Annotated in this window: 15 protein-coding genes; 7 read left to right on the forward strand and 8 right to left on the reverse strand. The window is 55.6% G+C overall.

All coding sequences use genetic code 11. The features are described 5' to 3' along the window. Nucleotides 1–2: 2 nt before the first annotated feature. Nucleotides 3–761: an NAD kinase gene (locus ABDK75_RS03935; RefSeq protein ID WP_346005040.1), complete on the forward strand. Its 759-nt coding sequence runs from the start codon at nucleotides 3–5 to the stop codon at nucleotides 759–761. 5 nt (nucleotides 762–766) lie between these two features. On the opposite strand, the gene ABDK75_RS03940 is transcribed toward ABDK75_RS03935, so the two are convergent. Genes ABDK75_RS03940 through ABDK75_RS03955 form a run of 4 tightly spaced genes read right to left on the reverse strand, consistent with a single transcriptional unit; the run spans nucleotide 767 to nucleotide 3450 of the window. Next, nucleotides 767–1699, reverse strand: coding sequence for a 2-hydroxyacid dehydrogenase (locus tag ABDK75_RS03940; RefSeq protein ID WP_346005041.1), 933 nt, complete (start codon nucleotides 1697–1699; stop codon nucleotides 767–769). 17 nt (nucleotides 1700–1716) lie between these two features. Next, nucleotides 1717–2208: a low molecular weight protein-tyrosine-phosphatase gene (locus tag ABDK75_RS03945; RefSeq protein WP_346005042.1), complete on the reverse strand. Its 492-nt coding sequence runs from the start codon at nucleotides 2206–2208 to the stop codon at nucleotides 1717–1719. After that, nucleotides 2190–3170: an AEC family transporter gene (locus tag ABDK75_RS03950; protein ID WP_346005043.1), complete on the reverse strand. Its 981-nt coding sequence runs from the start codon at nucleotides 3168–3170 to the stop codon at nucleotides 2190–2192. Before ABDK75_RS03950 ends, ABDK75_RS03945 begins: the two co-directional genes overlap by 19 nt. Before the next feature lie 7 nt (nucleotides 3171–3177). Further along, nucleotides 3178–3450, reverse strand: a complete 273-nt coding sequence (locus ABDK75_RS03955; protein WP_346005044.1) for a hypothetical protein — start codon at nucleotides 3448–3450, stop codon at nucleotides 3178–3180. A 1188-nt stretch (nucleotides 3451–4638) separates the two neighbouring features. On the opposite strand from ABDK75_RS03955, the gene ABDK75_RS03960 reads away from it, so the two are divergent. The 5 genes from ABDK75_RS03960 (at nucleotide 4639) to holA (ending at nucleotide 11698) form a co-directional block, all read left to right on the forward strand. After that, a complete protein-coding gene (locus ABDK75_RS03960) occupies nucleotides 4639–6777 on the forward strand; it encodes a hypothetical protein (protein WP_408874404.1) in 2139 nt (712 codons plus the stop codon). A 74-nt stretch (nucleotides 6778–6851) separates the two neighbouring features. Further along, nucleotides 6852–7433 (forward strand): DUF3576 domain-containing protein, encoded by a 582-nt coding sequence (locus ABDK75_RS03965; protein ID WP_080951478.1) that lies wholly within the window; start codon nucleotides 6852–6854, stop codon nucleotides 7431–7433. 7 nt (nucleotides 7434–7440) lie between these two features. Continuing rightward, nucleotides 7441–10038, forward strand: a complete 2598-nt coding sequence (leuS, locus tag ABDK75_RS03970; RefSeq protein ID WP_346005046.1) for a leucine--tRNA ligase — start codon at nucleotides 7441–7443, stop codon at nucleotides 10036–10038. Between the two features lie 2 nt (nucleotides 10039–10040). After that, complete coding sequence (locus ABDK75_RS03975; protein ID WP_099213168.1) at nucleotides 10041–10697, forward strand: hypothetical protein; 657 nt, start codon at nucleotides 10041–10043, stop codon at nucleotides 10695–10697. After that, nucleotides 10697–11698, forward strand: coding sequence for a DNA polymerase III subunit delta (gene holA, locus ABDK75_RS03980; protein WP_339407155.1), 1002 nt, complete (start codon nucleotides 10697–10699; stop codon nucleotides 11696–11698). The genes ABDK75_RS03975 and holA overlap by 1 nt, the downstream gene beginning before the upstream one ends. Before the next feature lie 89 nt (nucleotides 11699–11787). Here holA and ABDK75_RS03985 read toward each other — a convergent pair whose 3' ends face one another. Continuing rightward, a complete protein-coding gene (locus ABDK75_RS03985) occupies nucleotides 11788–14202 on the reverse strand; it encodes a TonB-dependent receptor plug domain-containing protein (protein ID WP_408874421.1) in 2415 nt (804 codons plus the stop codon). Between the two features lie 239 nt (nucleotides 14203–14441). On the opposite strand from ABDK75_RS03985, the gene ABDK75_RS03990 reads away from it, so the two are divergent. Next, on the forward strand, nucleotides 14442–15659 hold the full coding sequence (locus tag ABDK75_RS03990; protein ID WP_346005048.1) for an L-dopachrome tautomerase-related protein: 1218 nt from the start codon (nucleotides 14442–14444) through the stop codon (nucleotides 15657–15659). A gap of 58 nt (nucleotides 15660–15717) precedes the next feature. On the opposite strand, the gene ABDK75_RS03995 is transcribed toward ABDK75_RS03990, so the two are convergent. The 3 genes from ABDK75_RS03995 to minD all read right to left on the reverse strand — a co-directional run bounded on the left by ABDK75_RS03995 (nucleotide 15718) and on the right by minD (nucleotide 17261). Beyond that, nucleotides 15718–16080, reverse strand: a complete 363-nt coding sequence (locus tag ABDK75_RS03995) for a YidB family protein (protein WP_046901159.1) — start codon at nucleotides 16078–16080, stop codon at nucleotides 15718–15720. A gap of 81 nt (nucleotides 16081–16161) precedes the next feature. After that, nucleotides 16162–16446 carry a cell division topological specificity factor MinE gene (minE, locus tag ABDK75_RS04000; protein ID WP_046901160.1) on the reverse strand — a complete coding sequence of 95 codons (285 nt, stop codon included), beginning with the start codon at nucleotides 16444–16446 and terminating at the stop codon, nucleotides 16162–16164. Then, nucleotides 16443–17261, reverse strand: a complete 819-nt coding sequence (gene minD, locus ABDK75_RS04005; RefSeq protein ID WP_046901161.1) for a septum site-determining protein MinD — start codon at nucleotides 17259–17261, stop codon at nucleotides 16443–16445. Before minD ends, minE begins: the two co-directional genes overlap by 4 nt. Nucleotides 17262–17329: the final 68 nt, after the last annotated feature.

Raw genomic sequence — 17329 nt, forward strand, 5'->3', positions numbered from 1 at the left:
GTATGAAAATTGCCTTTGTAGCGGCGTCGACAGACGCCGCCCAGGATGCACTCGCAGTTCTGGTCGCTCGCTATGGGAACGTTCCGATCGAACGCGCTGATGTGGCTGTCAGTCTGGGGGGCGATGGCTTCATGCTCGAAACGCTTCATCGTGTTCTTGGGCTTGAGTTGGCCGTGTACGGTATGAATTACGGAACCATCGGGTTCCTTATGAATACGCCCAATGAAGATGATCTACCGGAACGCCTGTTAAATGCGCAACCTTCCTTGCTGCATCCGCTGCATATGACGGCGAGGACAGTTAATGGAGAAGTGTCGGAAGCGCGGGCGTTTAATGACGTGTTCCTCTTTCGCCAGACACGCCAGACATCCCGTATTCGTATTGAGGTTGATGGCAGGACAAGGCTGGAAGAGTTGATTTGTGACGGGGTCATTGTTGCGACGCCTGCGGGATCGACGGCGTACAATCTTTCCGCACATGGTCCCATCGTGCCCCTGAGTGCGAACATCTTACCGTTGACGCCAATTTCTGCTTTCCGTCCCAGGCGTTGGCGGGGCGCTCTCCTGCCATCGACGGCCGTGGTCAGACTGACGTTGATGGACACAGACAAGAGACCCACGGCGGCAGTCGCAGATTTCAAGGAAATTCGTGATGTGGCTGAGGTGATTGTCAAAGAGGACCGCAAGCTGCATGCCACGGTCCTCTTCGATCCAGATCACGGGTTGTCCGAGCGTATTATCGCTGAACAGTTTCTGGAGTAGCTGTTTTACAGGATGGGTGTCAGTAACGGCTTACCGTCAAAGTGCGCGATGAGATTGTCGACCATCAGGTTACCCATAACGGTCCGCGTTTCTACGGTTGCCGATGCCTGGTGAGCTTGCAGGACCGTATTATCAAGCTTGAAGAACTCGGGATTGATGTTTGGTTCATTCTGGAACACATCCAGTCCCGCGCCTGCAATCCGCTTTTCTTGCAAAGCTGACAGCAAAGCCGCCTCATCGACAACTGATCCGCGGGCAATGTTGATGAGGACGCCGTCTGGCCCGAGAGCTTCAAGAATTTCCGCATCAACCATATCGGCTGAGCGAGGACCTCCCGAGACTGCCAGAACGAGAATATCGCTCCACTCAGCCAGTTTTTTCAGATCACTTTCGAAGCGTACGGCGCTTTCAGGGCGTGGCTTCGAATTGAAATAGGCCAGTTCCAGGCCGAACGCTGCCGCACGACGGGCAATGGCTTGCCCGATCTGACCAAAACCTGCGATGCCCATCCGCTTTCCGGTCACGCTGCGGGACAGCGGCAGCGAATTTCTGGACCATTCACCGGAACGAACAAGACGGTCATTCAAAACCGTGTCACGCATGACTGATAGCGTCAGGACAATGGCCATGTCTGCGACATCATCGGTGAGGGTGCCGAGCGTTGTTGCAACACCAATTTTGCGGCGGCGTGCCTCGTCAAGGTCGATCTGATCTGTCCCAACGCCGTTGACGGCGATGACTTCTAACGCAGGAAGCGCGTCCATGAGGGGGCGCGGAAGTCCTGAACCGCCGCCAGTGGCCACCCCCCGGACTTTATCTGCGATTGGCTTGAGCTGATCGAGGTCACTGTATGTGTACAGGTTAAAATGCTCTGCAAGTCGCGCTACGATCCCGGCTGGGAAAGGGTCGATCATGAGCAGGTCAGGTTTGGTAGACAAGTCGGTTCTCCTGTTGATCAGTGACGGGAGGGAAGAGTGTCGAGCTCTTTGTCCGCAAGGGCGCGGCAGGCGTGTTCAACGTCGTTCCAAGTGATCGTAAAGCCGCTTTCTGGGCCATAATAAGGATCATCGACGTCTTCACCCTCTCGGCCAGGAATATGGTCGAGCATAAGGGAGAGGCGCGCTCCACTGTCCGAGGGCTGCATATTTTGCAGGTGGGTCAGATGTGAGTGATCGAGCGCAATGATGTGATCAAAGCGGTAAAAATCATCTTCGCAGATGAGGCGTGATCTAAGTGCCGAAGCGTCCAGGCCGTGTTGGCTTGCTACCTTGCAGGCTCTCGGATCTGGTGGATACCCGAGGTGCCAATGTCCAATAGCAGCTGAATCAATATCGAGTTCAAGTTCTCGCTTCTCAGCCTCTCGACGCATGGCAAGTTCAGCGAGTGGAGAGCGGCAGATATTGCCAGTGCAGACAAAGAGGAAGCTATTTAAGCGCCGGTTAGCCATATGAAAAATGCCATTGTTGCAATGGAAGTCAGTGTTCCGAAAAACAGGACGGAAGCGATTTCGCGTTCCAGAACGTGATACCGCATTGCCAGAATAACGTTGATGGAGGCACTTGGGATTGCCATCGTCAACACACTTTCCTGAAGGGCCTGCGGGGGAAGGTGCCACGCTCGAGCCAGAGCATAGATTATTCCCGGAATGACAATGTTGCGGATACCCACAATCGTGCCCACCAGAGGACTAAAACGAACCTGCCGCGTAAAAAGGACGACGCCTGATGCGAACAGAGCTGCTCCTCCCGTCGTATGGCCGAGCAGAAGAAAGGACCCCTTCAGGAATACCGGCAGGAAAGCGCCAGCACTGACCAGCACAAGAGCTAACAGGGGCACCCAGACCACGGGCTCACGGCATGAATGAAGAAGATGCCCTACCAGTTCACGAAGTTCGTTGCGTCTTTCCGTCGTAGTGTCGCGGGCCTGTCGGTTTCCGTGATCGTGCCCCATCAGAATAAGGGTTATGGGCAACTGGATCAGGTTCATCGCTAGGGCGGCGATTGAAATTGGCACACCGCTGGCAGCGCCGAAAATCTGCCCTAAAACTGGGATACCAATAAACGGGACCGAGGGACCGGTGATTGTCATGGCAATGATGGAGGCTTCGCTCAGTCGGCGCTTCAGTGCAAAACGGAATACACTGAAAACGGCAGCATATCCGCCCACCATTGCCAAAAGTATTAGCGCCGCTACCGGACCAGCAGACAGCACCTGAGCTTTGGGCGTGCTCAGAATGGAGACGAAGAGTTCGAGCGGAAGGGCATAGAGCATGACCAGTCGCGTTAGAACGCCTGCCTGCTGGGCATCGAAATCTTTACGGTATGCGGCAAAATAGCCGAAGCCCAGTGTGACCAGAATGGGCAAAATAGCCTGGATGATCGTGAGCAGCAGGTTGGGCGAAGAGGTCATGAGATGCTCATAGAAAGGCAGAAGTTCCAGGTGTCGCTATTCTCTTTCGTAATGACATCGTTATCATCCGTCCATCCCTGCCGCTGGAAGCGATTGACCAAAAAGAGCGGGTGATGTCTTTGTAGAATGCTTTTGCTTCAATTCTTGCTCTGGGCGAACCATGCAATCCATTTTTGACACCTTGCTCAGTTTCATCCTGATGCTGCTGGGCTTTATTGTCGCGGCCGTAGCTTTTGTGGAAGTCGCTGCGCGTGCCGTATTGAGTAGCATTGGGATACATGGACAATTTCAGACGGTTCTTCTTCTTTGTCTGTTATGCGCTCTAATTATTGTGGCATTTCGTATTTTTGGACGCTTACTGGCGGTACTTCTGACCGCTGCTTTTGTTGTTTATTTATTGCACTCTCTACTTGGTATTCCACACAATGTCCCTGTCAGGGGCAGCGCGCAGGAGAAGACAATTACTTTGTGAAGATATGGTGTCCGCGAGAGGATTCGAACCTCCGGCCCCAGGATTCATACCACTTCGACTTTCGCCGCCATGCCCTTGAGCATGTTCGTGGTCTGGACTGTCTCTTCACCACAGCCCCCTAAGCGGCCAAGGTGTCACCCGTACAGTCTCTACACCTTCTTTCCGACTAATGCGGAAAGCTTGGCTCGGGATTGGCACGGCTCAAGTGAACCAGAGCGTTCCCCGAATTTGAGTGAATCCACCATGAAGTTTCCTGTCATGGCGCCCAATTCAGACCTTAGGAATCCTGTGCTCTATCCTGCTGAGCTACGCGGACACACGAGGAGCTAGTTATCCTAAGATGCTTTCACCTGCAAGCAGCGCTCTGGATAGCCTTAATATTGAAAAAAATGTTATTATTTTGCAAACTAAATATGATATCAGTGAAGCGGAAACGTTATTCATTCCGTAATTTAATTATCAAATTAACATAAAAACGTAAATCATATTTCCAATTATCGGGTTTTTGGCGTATTTATATGTCTAAATTTGGAGGCAAAAATGTAAGAACATTCTTGCACTTTCGTGTTGTCTGTGGTTCCAGTCATCCCTGTCTACATAGTTTTTTGATATCAAACTTTCAGAAGTGCCTGTGTCAAAAGCTGTCTCTGATGAAGTGCCATAGTCTTGGCTTATCCGGTGGATAGGTTGAGAAAGCAGTACGTAACTGGGTGGTATATCTTTGCCTCAATGTATGAGTGCGAAGAATTGCTATCCTCGAAATAGACCCCTCCATAAAGATTTCAAGAAATCTTCTGATGGGGTGTGGTTGCTGAACATTATCAGCGCCTGGGTAGGGAGGATGGTAATGCCACAGCCTGTTCCTACAGCGAGCGTTTTGAAACGCCTGTTTCAGGGCTGTTAGGGTTGAGGGTTGCTAGCCATGGTTTCGCATCGAATATCTGATCGAGATAGTCTGCGTCCTTTTCATGCGTTTCGGTCTGACTGCGGGTATTGATGGGTATGACTAAGATGCTTTCAAGTTCAGTGCGCCAGGCCCGCGAAGCAGACCCTACACTTCTCCGTCTCAAGCTTATTGGGCAAATGGAAGCGCGCACCCTGACGGGGGAGAGTGTTCTTCCTGTTGGGGGTAAAACGCGCGCGCTTCTGGCTATTCTGGCTCTGTCTGACAGGAAGCCCGTCCTTCGTTCCCGACTGGCTGAACTGCTATGGAGTCGTCGGCCAGAAGATATGGCGCGCGCTTCATTGCGGCAGGAAATTCACCGTCTTTTGGACGCTCTGAGCCCTTTGGGCGTCGAGATCATAGATGTGCAGCGGCATTCTCTTATGCTGAAGCCTGCTCTGACGTCTGTGGACGCTGAACGTATCCTCACGGCCAGTGTCAGGACCATCGACAGTATCCCTGCGCCAGAGGAAGTGCTGCTTGGGGAGCTTAGCGGAATCGATGTTGCACTGGATGAGTGGCTCAGTCAGCAGCGTGCACGGCTCTCACATCATCTTCTCGGGCTCTACGAAGGCTGTCTGCGCGAGTTGACTGACCCAGAGCAGGTTGATGACGTTACGGATCGTCTTCTCAAGGTTGATGCCCTGAATGAAGCCGCATGGCGTGCCAAGATTCAAAGTGCTTTGCGTCGCGGTGAGCAGGCAAGGGCTGTTCTCCTAGCGGAGCAGGCCGTACGAGCCTTTGGGCAGGAAGAGGGGCATGTGGCAGGCCCTGTTACCCAAGCGTTAATTTCCAGTGTTCTGAAAGCAGCGGGGCTCGAGCCGAGCATTGGGGCCGCAGGTATTGCCGAGCTGGACGGCGCTTCGGTGCTATTTTCAGGCAACGACGATACTCTTGCTGTTCCTACAGGTGCACAGCGTACAGATCCGATGCTGGCATTACCCCTTCATCTTTCGCAGATGGCAACCGGGCAGTCCCGAAAGATCTCCCTGCTTGTATTGTCGCCGTTTACGGCGGACGGTTTGAAAGATGCCGAGCTGAAGTGCGCGACCAGCTTGAGCGATCAGTTTGAACTTCTGTTCGTTCATGTCGACACTTTTGATATTGTGGCAAAGCCTGAAGGTTTCGTTCCAGACCCGGCCAACCCCCTTGCATCGTATCGCGGCCTCGGCGCCGATTATGTGGTGACCGGCGCGGTTCGGGCCGGTGCCTCGGATAATGCTTTCCGGCTTATCCTGAAGGTTCTGGATGTTCGGGCCGGTGGTTTTATCGTCTGGGGCACTTACTACGATCTGCCTGATCTGGACCCGATGTCAGTCAGTAACGGGCTGATGGGGCCTGCAACGGCAATGCAGTGGGGCCTTCTCCTTGCGGAGGCACGCCGTACGGCGAACCGCGCAGACAGTGAACTCTCCGCTCTGGGTAAAGCGACCAGGGTTTTCATGTTGCTGTTGAAGCGGGACAATGCCCTGTTCCCGAGGATTAGTCAGCTTCTTGACGCTGCGGGGATTGAAGATCCGCGGGAAGGTACCGTGGCAGTGATGCAGGTGCTCTACTGCCTGATCCGCTACGAAAATGATTGGAGTGCGGCGGGAACAGCATTGCTCGCGCGTGGTATCGAGTTTGCGCGCCTGTTGGTTAATCTTAAGCCGGATGCGCCTGGGATGGCCATTCTTTTGTCCACTCTGCTGATGCACGATCCGGCATCTGTGCCTCTGGCACGTTCCATTATGCGGATGTGTGAGAAGTCTATGGCTGGGGCTTCAAGCATGCATAACATGCACGATGTGCTGCTATGCCGCGTCCTGTTACATGTTCTGGATGGAAATCTGGCTGAGGCGGCCGCGGTAGCAGGAAAGCTGCGTCACAATCCGTATCATTCTCCACTTTCAACACTGATCAGACCGTTTTTCATGATGGTCATGATGTTGGGCGGAGAACGTCAGGACGTCATTGAAATGGGGCGTCTGATGGCCGGGCTGCACCCCAATTACTCGAGCACGCTGGTCTATTATCTGGCAGCTCTGGTGCTTGAGGGCGAAAGTACTGAGGAAATCCAGCAGGTTCGACAGCATTTGCACCGTCTGGTTCCAGATCTGACAATTGAGAAGATTTTGAGTCGTTTTCCGTATCTGAGTGCGGCCAAAAAGGCGGAGCTGCGGCAGGCTTTCAGCTCAACAGGTCTTTTATAAAGCGCTCATGTGCAGGTAGGGCGCTTGGCCTTACCCGATGAGCGCGATATGAACACGGAATTGATGTTGCCCGGATTCAGGTTTCGCCAGTCTGTCTCCATGCCCGTGACGGCCCTGGCCCGGCCCGCAGGACCACCATGATGTCTCGTATGCAGATGATTGTTTCCAGCTCTTCCCGCCGTTCAGCGCTTCGGACGGCCGTGGGCATTCTTGCTCTCGGTACAGTTGCTGCCTGTGGCGGCGCTCGCGATCCCAGCAGCCTTACTGCGCCCCGCAATCATCTGCTCGGCGTTGATCGCGGGGCAGAAGGTGGCGCTGACCAGCTTAAGGGCGGCGTTAATGCCTATCTGTGGCGTGGCGCGATCGATACGCTTTCGTTTATGCCGCTGGCTTCCGCCGACGCAGTCGGTGGTGTCATTCTGACGGACTGGTATCAGCCGCCGTCCAGCAAGGGGGAGCGCTTCAAGATTGCTGCGTATGTGCTTGACCGCCGTATGCGTTCTGACGCGCTTCGCGTGTCGGTATTCCGGCAGGTGTTTCAGGACGGCGAATGGCAGGATACTCCGGTTTCAGCCACGACCACGTCTGACATTACGACCCGCATCCTGACCCGCGCCCGCCAGTTGCGTGCAGAAAACGGCGAACAGGGTAACTGAGTTAGACATGAGCGACACGACACATACGGCTTTCGATTTTCAGTCCCGGGAGCCGTTCTGGCAGGCAGAGTGGAAACAGCGGAATGTATTTGCTGTTCCAGATGTGCCTCCGGCTGATCGGCCAAAGTATTACGTTCTGGAGATGTTTCCGTACCCCTCCGGCCAGCTGCATGTTGGCCATGTGCGGAATTATACGCTTGGAGACGTCGTAGCGCGTTATAAGCGCGCCCGAGGGTTTTCGGTGCTTCATCCCATGGGATGGGACGCTTTTGGACTGCCCGCTGAGAATGCAGCGCGGGAACGTAATGTGCATCCAGGCAAGTGGACGATGGAAAACATCGCCACAATGCGCGGCACGCTGCAACGTCTTGGCTTTTCCTTGGACTGGGACCGCGAAATCGCGACCTGCCTTCCGGAATATTACGGCAAGCAGCAAAAACTGTTTCTGGACATGCTCGCCGGTGGTCTGGTTGAGCGTCGGGATTCGTCTGTAAATTGGGACCCAGTCGATGAGACGGTTCTGGCCAATGAGCAGGTTGTCGAGGGACGCGGATGGCGGTCCGGAGCGCTGATTGAGAAGAAAGTTCTTTCTCAGTGGTTCCTGAAAATCACTAAATTTGCTCAGCCGCTGCTTGATACGCTGGGGCAGTTGGATCGCTGGCCGGAACGCGTGCGGACGATGCAGGAGCGCTGGATTGGGCGTTCAGAAGGTGCGCGTGTCCGTTTCGCTCTTCATAGCCCGCCGTCGGGCTTCGACATTGATCTGGATGGTATCGAAGTCTTTACGACCCGGCCGGATACGCTATTCGGATTGAGCTTCATTGGTATTGCCGCGGATCATCCGCTGGCAGCCAAGGTCGCGCGGACCAATCCTGCTGCGGCTGAATTTATTGAAGAATGCCGTCGTCTTGGAACATCCGAAGAGGTAATTGAGGCAGCTGAAAAGCGTGGCTTCGATACGGGTCTTCGCGTCAGCAATCCTTTGAATCCAGATCAAACGGCACCTGTCTGGATCGCCAATTTCGTGTTGATGGATTATGGCACGGGGGCAGTGTTTGGATGCCCGTGTGGCGACCAGCGTGATCTTGATTTTGCTCACAAGTATGATCTCGCCGTGCCGCAGGTTCTGCTGCCCGCTGGTGAAGATGCTGAGACATTCCGCGTTGGCCGGAAGGCAGTCTCGGGCGAAGCTACGCTCTACAATTCAGGATTCCTGGATGGTCTGGCTGTTGCAGTCGCCAAAAAGACTGTTATCGAGCGTCTCGAAGGCATGGGCGTTGGGCATGGCGTCGTAAACTGGCGTCTGCGGGACTGGGGAATTTCCCGTCAGCGCTACTGGGGCTGCCCGATCCCCATTATTCACTGTGAGAAGTGCGGTGCAGTTCCGGTTCCGGATGATCAGCTGCCAGTTGTTCTGCCAGAAGATGTGACATTTGATCGGCCGGGCAACCCGCTGGATCATCATCCGACCTGGAAGCATGTTTCCTGCCCAAGCTGCGGGTCTGCCGCCACGCGTGAAACAGACACGTTCGACACGTTTGTGGACAGTTCCTGGTACTTCGCCCGCTTTACCAGCCCGCACGCGCCGACGCCGACCGTACCGGCTGCGGCTGATGGCTGGCTGCCCGTCGATCAGTATATCGGCGGCATTGAACATGCGATCCTCCATCTGCTCTATGCGCGCTTCTTTACCCGCGCCATGCATGAGACGGGTCATCTGGGTCTGGATGAGCCGTTTGACGGCCTCTTCACTCAGGGCATGGTCACGCACGAAAGCTACAAGGACGGGGCAAACTGGCTCTATCCGGAAGAAGTCGAGCGTCGCGGCGATGTGGTTGTCCGACGTGACACGGGAACGCCCATTCAGGTCGGACGCTCTGAAAAGATGTCCAAGTCCAAGCGCAATACGGTCTCTCCGGTAGAGATTATTGAGCGTTTTGGTGCTGATACGGCGCGGTGGTTTGTTCTGTCTGACAGTCCGCCAGAGCGTGACATGGAGTGGACGGCGTCCGGCGTAGCTGCTGCGGCCCGGTTTGGGCAGCGCTTGCACCGTCTGGTTTCCGCTGTGGCTGCGGCTGATCCGATTGACAGTGCGCATGGCTCGGCTGGAGATGATCTGCGCCGTGCTACGCATCGTGCCATTGCCGCCGTCACAGAAGCTTTGGAAGCGTTCACGCCGAACGTGGCAGTGGCTCGACTGCATGAGTTGACCTCCGCTCTGGCAGAGGCGCAGGGCAAGGAGGGGGCTGGTTTCTCTGCTGCACGACGGGAAGCTGCCTCCGCTCTGTGCCTGCTGTCTGCGCCAATGATGCCGCATCTTGCTGAAGACATGATGGCGGTTCTCGAACCTGGTGGTGAACTCGTTGTGGATCGGGCATGGCCCGAGGCGCAGGATGAGTGGCTTGCAGTTCAAAGCGTTACGATTGGTGTGCAGGTGCTTGGAAAGCTGCGTGGAACAATCCAGGTGCCACCAGATGCACCGAAGGATGAGGTTCTCGCTGCGGCAAAGGCTGAGCCTAATGTTGCCCGGGCCCTTGAGGGCAAACGTCTGGTGAAGGAAATCCACGTTCCCAACCGGATCGTCAATTTTGTGGTAGCAGGCTGATCGTGAAACGTCGCAGTTCCCTGACCCTTTCTGCGTTCCTTCTGCTGGGAGGATGTGGTTTCACCCCGCTCTACGGCAAGATGGATACGAAAACCGATATTTCGGCCGAACTCGCACAGGTTTACGTCGCGAATATTCCGGGAAGATATGGTCAGGAACTGCGACTGGCCTTGCAAAAAAATCTTGCAGGTGCCGGTCCTGAAAATCCTCAGCATTATATGCTGCGGGTCAATTCCGGTGCCAACAGTGAAGCCATTGATATTCACCAGGACAATACAGCGGGGCGTATCCGTGTTTCTGGTTCAGCGCACTGGCAGTTGTTTACGGTAGAGCAGTCTCCCCAGTTAATCACGCAGGGAGATGCGACAACGCTTGACGGTTATAGCGGCAGTTTCGAGCAATATTTTGCTCAGACGCTGAATGACGAAACGACCAAGGGACGTGTTGCGGATACTTTGGCTCAAAGTCTCACACAGCAGCTCGCCGTCTGGTTCCGCTCCCATAACATGCCGTCCAATGCGGCCCCTGTTGATATGCCGAGATATATCAACACGGACAGAATGCCGTCCGATAACGGGTCTGCGACGGATCGCGTTGGCGTGGATGGCTTCCCGGCCTCCGCGACGGGACGTCTCTCTCAAGGCACCACAAGCAATTAATGAAAATTGAGGCCCGTAACATTGGCCGTGCCCTGTCCGATGCCGGAACATGGCGCGCCATTCTTCTTCACGGTGAAGACACGGGGCTAATACGGGAAAGAGCGGCTCAGGCCGTTCGGCTCGTTGCAGAGACGCTGGACGATCCATTCCGCGTCTCCCAACTCGATCGCGAGACGCATGATCGTCTTGAGGAAGAGGGGACTGCCCTGTCGTTGATCGGTGGTCGGCGTGTTGTGTGGGTTCGCAGTGGCACAGACGCCCTGACCCCCATGCTGACGCGTGCTCTGGAAGTCTCGACAGACACGTTGATTGTGATTGAGGCACCCGGCCTTACGTCACGATCCACGCTGCGTGCTTTCGCCGAGCGGCACAAGGAAATGGCATCGATTGCCTGTTATCCTGAGGAGGGGCGGGCGTTATCCCAGACGGTGACGGATGCTTTATCCCAGGCCGCAGTTTCCATTGATCGGGATGCTTTGACCTGGCTTATGGGACGGCTGGGGGCAGATCGAAGCGGTGTTCGCGGTGAGATCGAGAAGCTGGTTCTCTATGCAGGGCCAAACGGTCGGCTTGATCTTGATGCTGTTCAGGACTGCGTGGGTGATGCGGGAGGGAGTTCTCTCGAAGATGCGGTCTTCGCTGCATTGTCCGGCCATCGGGCAGAGGCAGATCAGGCTCTGGAGCGCGCTTTGGCCGATGGGGCTAATCCCGTAGCGGTTGCGCGTGCGGTATTAAGCGTGCTGACGCGGCTTCAGAAAGTGGCACTTGCAGTGAAGGCTGGCCAAGGCCGCGCAGAAGCCATGAAAGCGCTCAAGCCGCCAATCTTCTTTAAACGGACTGCTGCATTTAATCAGGCTCTGGACCGTTGGTCTGTTGCGGCACTAAGCCGGGCTGCACGCGAAACGCAGGCTTTTGAACTGGCCTGCAAGCAAAGCGGTGTACCTGATCTGGCACTTTGCAGACGTCATATCTCGGCGCTGTGTGGCATCTGGAAAGTCTGAGTTTCCAGCGTCTGCATCAAGTGGATGGGATATCAGTGTTTTGGTTGTGGAAAACGGCGGAGTTGAACTCCGCCGTTTTGCGTTCTGGCTTAGAAGCGCGCAGACACATCCAGATAATAATATCCGCCAGCAATACCGAGCTGGTTGGTGCTCATGTAGTACTTAGGCGCACCAAGATAGCGGTTTTCCTTTGGCACGACGGAGGGGTAAGCAGCGAAGATGTTGTTGCCGCCAATCGTCGCACTCCAGCGCGTGTTGATGTTGTAGGTCACAGACGCATTGGTGGTCCATTTAGGTGCGTTCTGGAACTCACGATAGTTCGTTGTCGAGAACGCGTTCGGGCCAGTGTAATATGTCAGGTTTGATGTCGTCTGGCCGTAGCGGATTTCGTGAACTGCAACGGCCCACGTGTTGTTGGGCGAGTGCCAGCGACCGCCAAAGATGATCTTGGAGCGCGGGTAGGCTGTCGTCAGATAGGCGAGAGTGGGGATGGTCAGCAGGTTTGCACCGCTGGTGGTCGTACCCTGATGGCGCAGGCGCGTCCGGTTCAGGTTGATGGCAACGTCCCAGTCCACATGACCGAAGCGGCCGAACTCGCTTGGGTAAGTTGCATTGATGTCCAGGCCCTGTGTGCGGGTCGTGGCGACATTCGCGAACCAGTAAGCTGACAACTGGCCAGCACCCCAGTTTTCGGAACCTGACGGCAGGGGGAAGCCGTTTGCGTAGAGGGCCTTATACGCCTGTGAACCGTAGATCGTTCCGCCTGGCTGGATACGATCACGCAGATCAATTTGATAGGCGTCGACCGTGACGTGAAGCTTACGGATCGGCTCAACGATGATGCCGCCTTCGACGCTCGTGGCCTGCTCCGGCTTCATCTGTGAAGCGCCGTTAGCCAATGCACCAGTGGAGTTGGCTGCAATCAGGCCGCGAGCTGCTGTTGGGGAGACGGCAAGCGCGGAGTAATGCTGCTGGGCCAGTGTCGGGGCGTGGAAGCCACTGCTGAATGTTCCGCGAACAGCAAATCGCGGGCTGAAATCGTAGCGTGTGGAGACCTTGCCGGTTTTGGCGTTTCCAACATCTGTATAGTGCTCGACGCGGCCTGCCAGATCGACCTGCCAGTTCTTCATCAAGTGGGTAGAGATATCGACGTATCCAGACGCGACATCACGGGACCAGTTGCCGGCGTTGTAAGTTGTCGTGCCGGGGATGCCGTCAGCGCCTGTACCAGCAATGCTGTCGGCGGAGCCAGTGCCCATGGAATAGGATTCATAGCGATACGCTGCGCCGCCGGCGACGTTGATGCTGTGAGGCCAGAAAGAGAAGTTGAACTTCCGGGACAGATCGAAACTGCTCGTCCACTGGGAGTTGTTATATCCCTGCGCATTGTAAAAGTTTGTGGGCGTCCGTCCGTCGGCTTTGTAAACGGCGCTGTTAATCGTGCTGAGAGCATCAAACCGATCGAAGTCACGGCCATACACTGTGGAAAGATCCCAGTGCCAGCCAGCCAGCATACCCTTAAAACCAGCTGTCAGTTCGTAATCGTTTTCTTCCAGCCCCAGGATTGGCGAATAGCCATAAGGGTATTTTGCGGCGTATCCGGGATAGGCGCTCAGGCTCGAGGGCAGGCGGTAGTTCTGGTAGGATTCCGCATGCCGATGGGCGTAGGTGGCACTGGCATAGGCCTGAACAGTCTCGGTGATGTCGTAACCTGCAGTGATGGCGACGCTCTCACGTGTCTGTTCGGGCTGGCTCAGCACCTGGTTGGTATACTGGTTGGTACGATTGTCTTTACCGGACCGGAACGCGTGGTCCTGATGCACGAAATCGCCACCGATATGCACATAGCCACGGTTATTCAGATTAAACCCGCCATCCAGATATACACCCTGCTGGAAACCATCACCCTCGCTGGTGATGCCGGTGTTAGAGCGCATGCTCAGACCATGGTCCTGCTTTTTGGTGATGATGTTCACCACGCCAGCGATCGCGTCCGAGCCGTACTGGGCTGATGCGCCGTCGCGCAGAACTTCAATGTGATCGATCATCGACATTGGCAGCATGTCGATATCAACCGGGGTTGCGCCCTGAGACGGCCCCGGATCGGCATAAATATTGGCCGTCGTATGACGACGCTTCCCATCCACAAGCACAAGGGTTTCGTTCGGGTTCAGGCCACGCAGGGCGATGGTGTCCGTGAGGGCGCCAGCGTCAAAGCCTGCTGTCGGGACTGTCAGGGACGGCAGCAGGAGGGAGAGCGCATCGCGGAGGGTTGGCTGACCCGTTGACGTGATCTGGCGGCTTGAAACAACATCGATCGGGGAAATTGAATCCCGTGCTTTCTTGCCGAACTCACGCGTTCCCGTGACAATCACCGCCTCAGTGCCGCCGGAGACGTCCTTGGCGTGTGCGGGAGCGGCATTGCGGACTGCCTGGCTCTTGGCTTTTTTGTGATGGGTGTCCGCTGTCGGGACGGCTGCGCATAGTCCTGCAACCGGCATCATGAGGGAGGAGCCAAGAAGTGTGGTACCAAGGAGTCCCAGATGTCGGGAAGAAAAGCGTACAGCCACGATTTAACGATCTCACGAGAGTGTATTGATAATTCGACAATCTGATGTCGTGTATCGTTTTGGTCAACGCAATTTCTTGCAGTTTGATAACATTCCCGAAAATTGTGTACTGGTGTTGCTTCATTCCCTCAGTTGGGGCGTTGCTCTTTGACTGACCACTTGGAGCTTGAACAGTGAAGCGTCGTCATTTTCTGCGCGCAGCATCGGTTGCGCCCGCCTCTCTCGCTGCATCCTCTCTTGTATCCCAAACCGCCTGGGCTGATGGAAATGAAGACCGGGGAACAGGCCCTTCCGGGGTATTCGAAGTGGTGGCCCGGTTTAACGGACCAGGGCCTTCGGGCGTCGTGGTTCTGCCAGATGGTCGCATTTTCGTTGGTTTTCCGCGTCATGCAGTTGACCATAAGGGTGCGACCCTCGGTGAACTCGTGAAGGGAAGGGTGGTTCCTTATCCTTCGGTCGAGGAAAGTATGCCCGGCAGCCGCGCGGCCGCGGATTGCCTCGTATCCATTCATGGCATGACGCTGGACGCAAAAGGCAGGATCTGGGCGATTGATGATGGCAAAAGAGCCGGTCACCCGCTGGCGCCAGGGGCTGCCAAGATCATTTGTGTCGATCCGCAGACCAACACCATTGTTCACAGGATTATCCTGAAAGCGCCGGTGCTTCTGCCGGACAGTCATATGAATGATCTGCGTGTGTCCTTGTCCCATGGAGCGCAAGGCACGGTATTCGTAACGGATTCTTCATTCGGGACGAAGCCGGGACTTGTGGTGGTGGATGTCGCGACGGGGCAGACGCGTCGTGTCCTGACGCAAAGCAAGGCCATTCTGGCGGAACAGGGCTTTCTGGCAATTGTGGAGGGCGAGCCCCGCCGATACATTCCCGGCAAGCCTCAGCTTGTTTCAGGCGGTGTGGATGGTATCGCCATCACAAAGGACGAGCAGCGTCTGTACTTCTCGCCTCTGACAAGTCGCCGTCTTTACAGCCTGCCCGTTGCTCTGCTCGCAGATGTCTCATCGGATGACGCAACGCTTGAGCCCGCGATCAGAGATGAAGGTGAGAAAGGGGTGGCAGATGGCCTCGATTTCGACCGGCATGATCGCCTTTACACAACCAACTACGAACACGACTGTATCTTACGACGTGATCCGGATGGCAGTTTCAAGATGATGCTCAGGGACCCGCGCGCTCTTTCGCCGGATGGCATTTTTGCATCCGACAATTATGTGTACTGCACGTTTGGTCAGTGGAACCGGCTGGCGTCTTTCAATGAAGGCAAAGACCGGCGCGTTCCGCCCTATCTACTGGTCAGGTTCCCGATTGAAGAGCCGGAAGCCTACAATGCCCTACCCGAGGGGGCACCATCCAAAGCCGGGACACCGGGGGATTAAAAACGAAAAAGCCCTCGACCAGAGGACTGGGTCGAGGGCTTTTTCGGGCTTGGAGCCTTCAGGCTGTCTGCTGCGGAGGCAGCTGGTCTTCTGTCGTGTGCTTGTCCACTGCCGCAGGAAGCAGCTGTGCAATAGCCGGAAGAATGGTTGCTGCCGGAAGACCTGTCTTTGCGACAATCATCTGAATCTGCTCGTTCGTCAGTAGGTTGCGGAGTTCATCCGTGGTGATGGGCAGGTTCTCGCCATTGCCAATCCAGGAATGGATCTTTTCATCAAGGCCTGCGCTCTTCGCCTGTGCAATGAGCATGTTCAGGCCTTCGCCTTTGAGCATATCCCCAAAGCTACCGCCCAGCTTGTCGCCGAGTTGGCCGCCGAGGGCGCCCATGGCCTGATTCACGATGTTACCGAAAAAGCCGCTCATGGCGCATGTTCCGTTTTTGATGCGGCCTGAACGCCGCTAGGAGAAAAAAGGCCGACCCAAAATGATCGGCCCGGCTTTAAATCAGGACGCCCGTTTCTTGTTCAGTTCCTGAGGAACTTCGACGTCAATTTCGAGCATTGAACAGCCACTGCCACGGTCGACCTTGATCTTGACCTTGTCCTGATCGACGGCGACGTGGCGTGCGATGACTTCCATGATTTCTTTGTGAAGCTGCTTGATCAGGTCTGACTCACCTTCTTCACCTGCGCCACGTTCGTGAGCGAGAAGAATCTGGAGGCGATCCCGTGCGACAGCGCTACTGGACGTCTGCTGACGTTTTGCGAAAAGGTTTGCGAGGAAGCTCATGCCGCACCCTTCTTGCCAAGGAGCCAGTCAAAGAAGCCACGCTTCTCGACCGGGACTGAAACTTCAATCTTCTCACCAGCCAGACGGCGTGCGGCTTCGAAATAGGCGCGCGCCGGGAGGCTTTCTGGAGAGGACAGGGTGACAGGAGCGCCAACGTTGGACGCCTTCAGAACATCATCACTTTCCGGCACAATACCAACCAGCGGGATGGAAAGGATTTCCAGAACGTCTTCAACGCTCAGCATTTCCTTGCGGGCAGCGCGGATCGGGTCATAGCGCGTGATGAGAAGGTGCTTTTCAATCTTCTCGCCGCGTTCGGCCTTTTCGGTTTTGCTATCCAGCAAGCCGATAATGCGGTCTGAGTCACGTACGGAGCTGACTTCAGGGTTCGTCACGATGACCGCAGCGTCAGCATGGTACATGGCGAGTTGCGCGCCGCGTTCAATGCCGGCCGGGCTGTCACAGATAACCCAGTCAAACTTCTCGCGAAGTTCTTCCATGACGCGGGCTACGCCTTCTGACGTCAGCGCGTCTTTGTCGCGCGTCTGGGATGCCGGAAGAATGGACAGGGTTTCGCAGCGCTTATCGCGGATCAGAGCCTGGGACAGTCTTGCGTCGCCCTGCACCACGTTGATGAGGTCAAACACAACGCGACGTTCTGCACCCATCACCAGATCAAGGTTACGCAGGCCAACGTCAAAATCCACCACAACGACGTTCTGGCCGCTCTGCGCGAGTGCGGCGCCGAGAGCGGCGGTCGATGTCGTCTTGCCGACGCCACCCTTGCCTGAGGTGACAACCAGAACCTTGGCCATGAATACTCCAAAAACTGCTTCTGTGACGTAATGCCGCCCGTTGTGCGGAACCCGCGCCTGATGCCTTA

The organism is Gluconobacter sp. OJA, assembly GCF_039638325.1.
Taxonomy (GTDB): Bacteria; Pseudomonadota; Alphaproteobacteria; order Acetobacterales; family Acetobacteraceae; genus Gluconobacter; species Gluconobacter cerinus.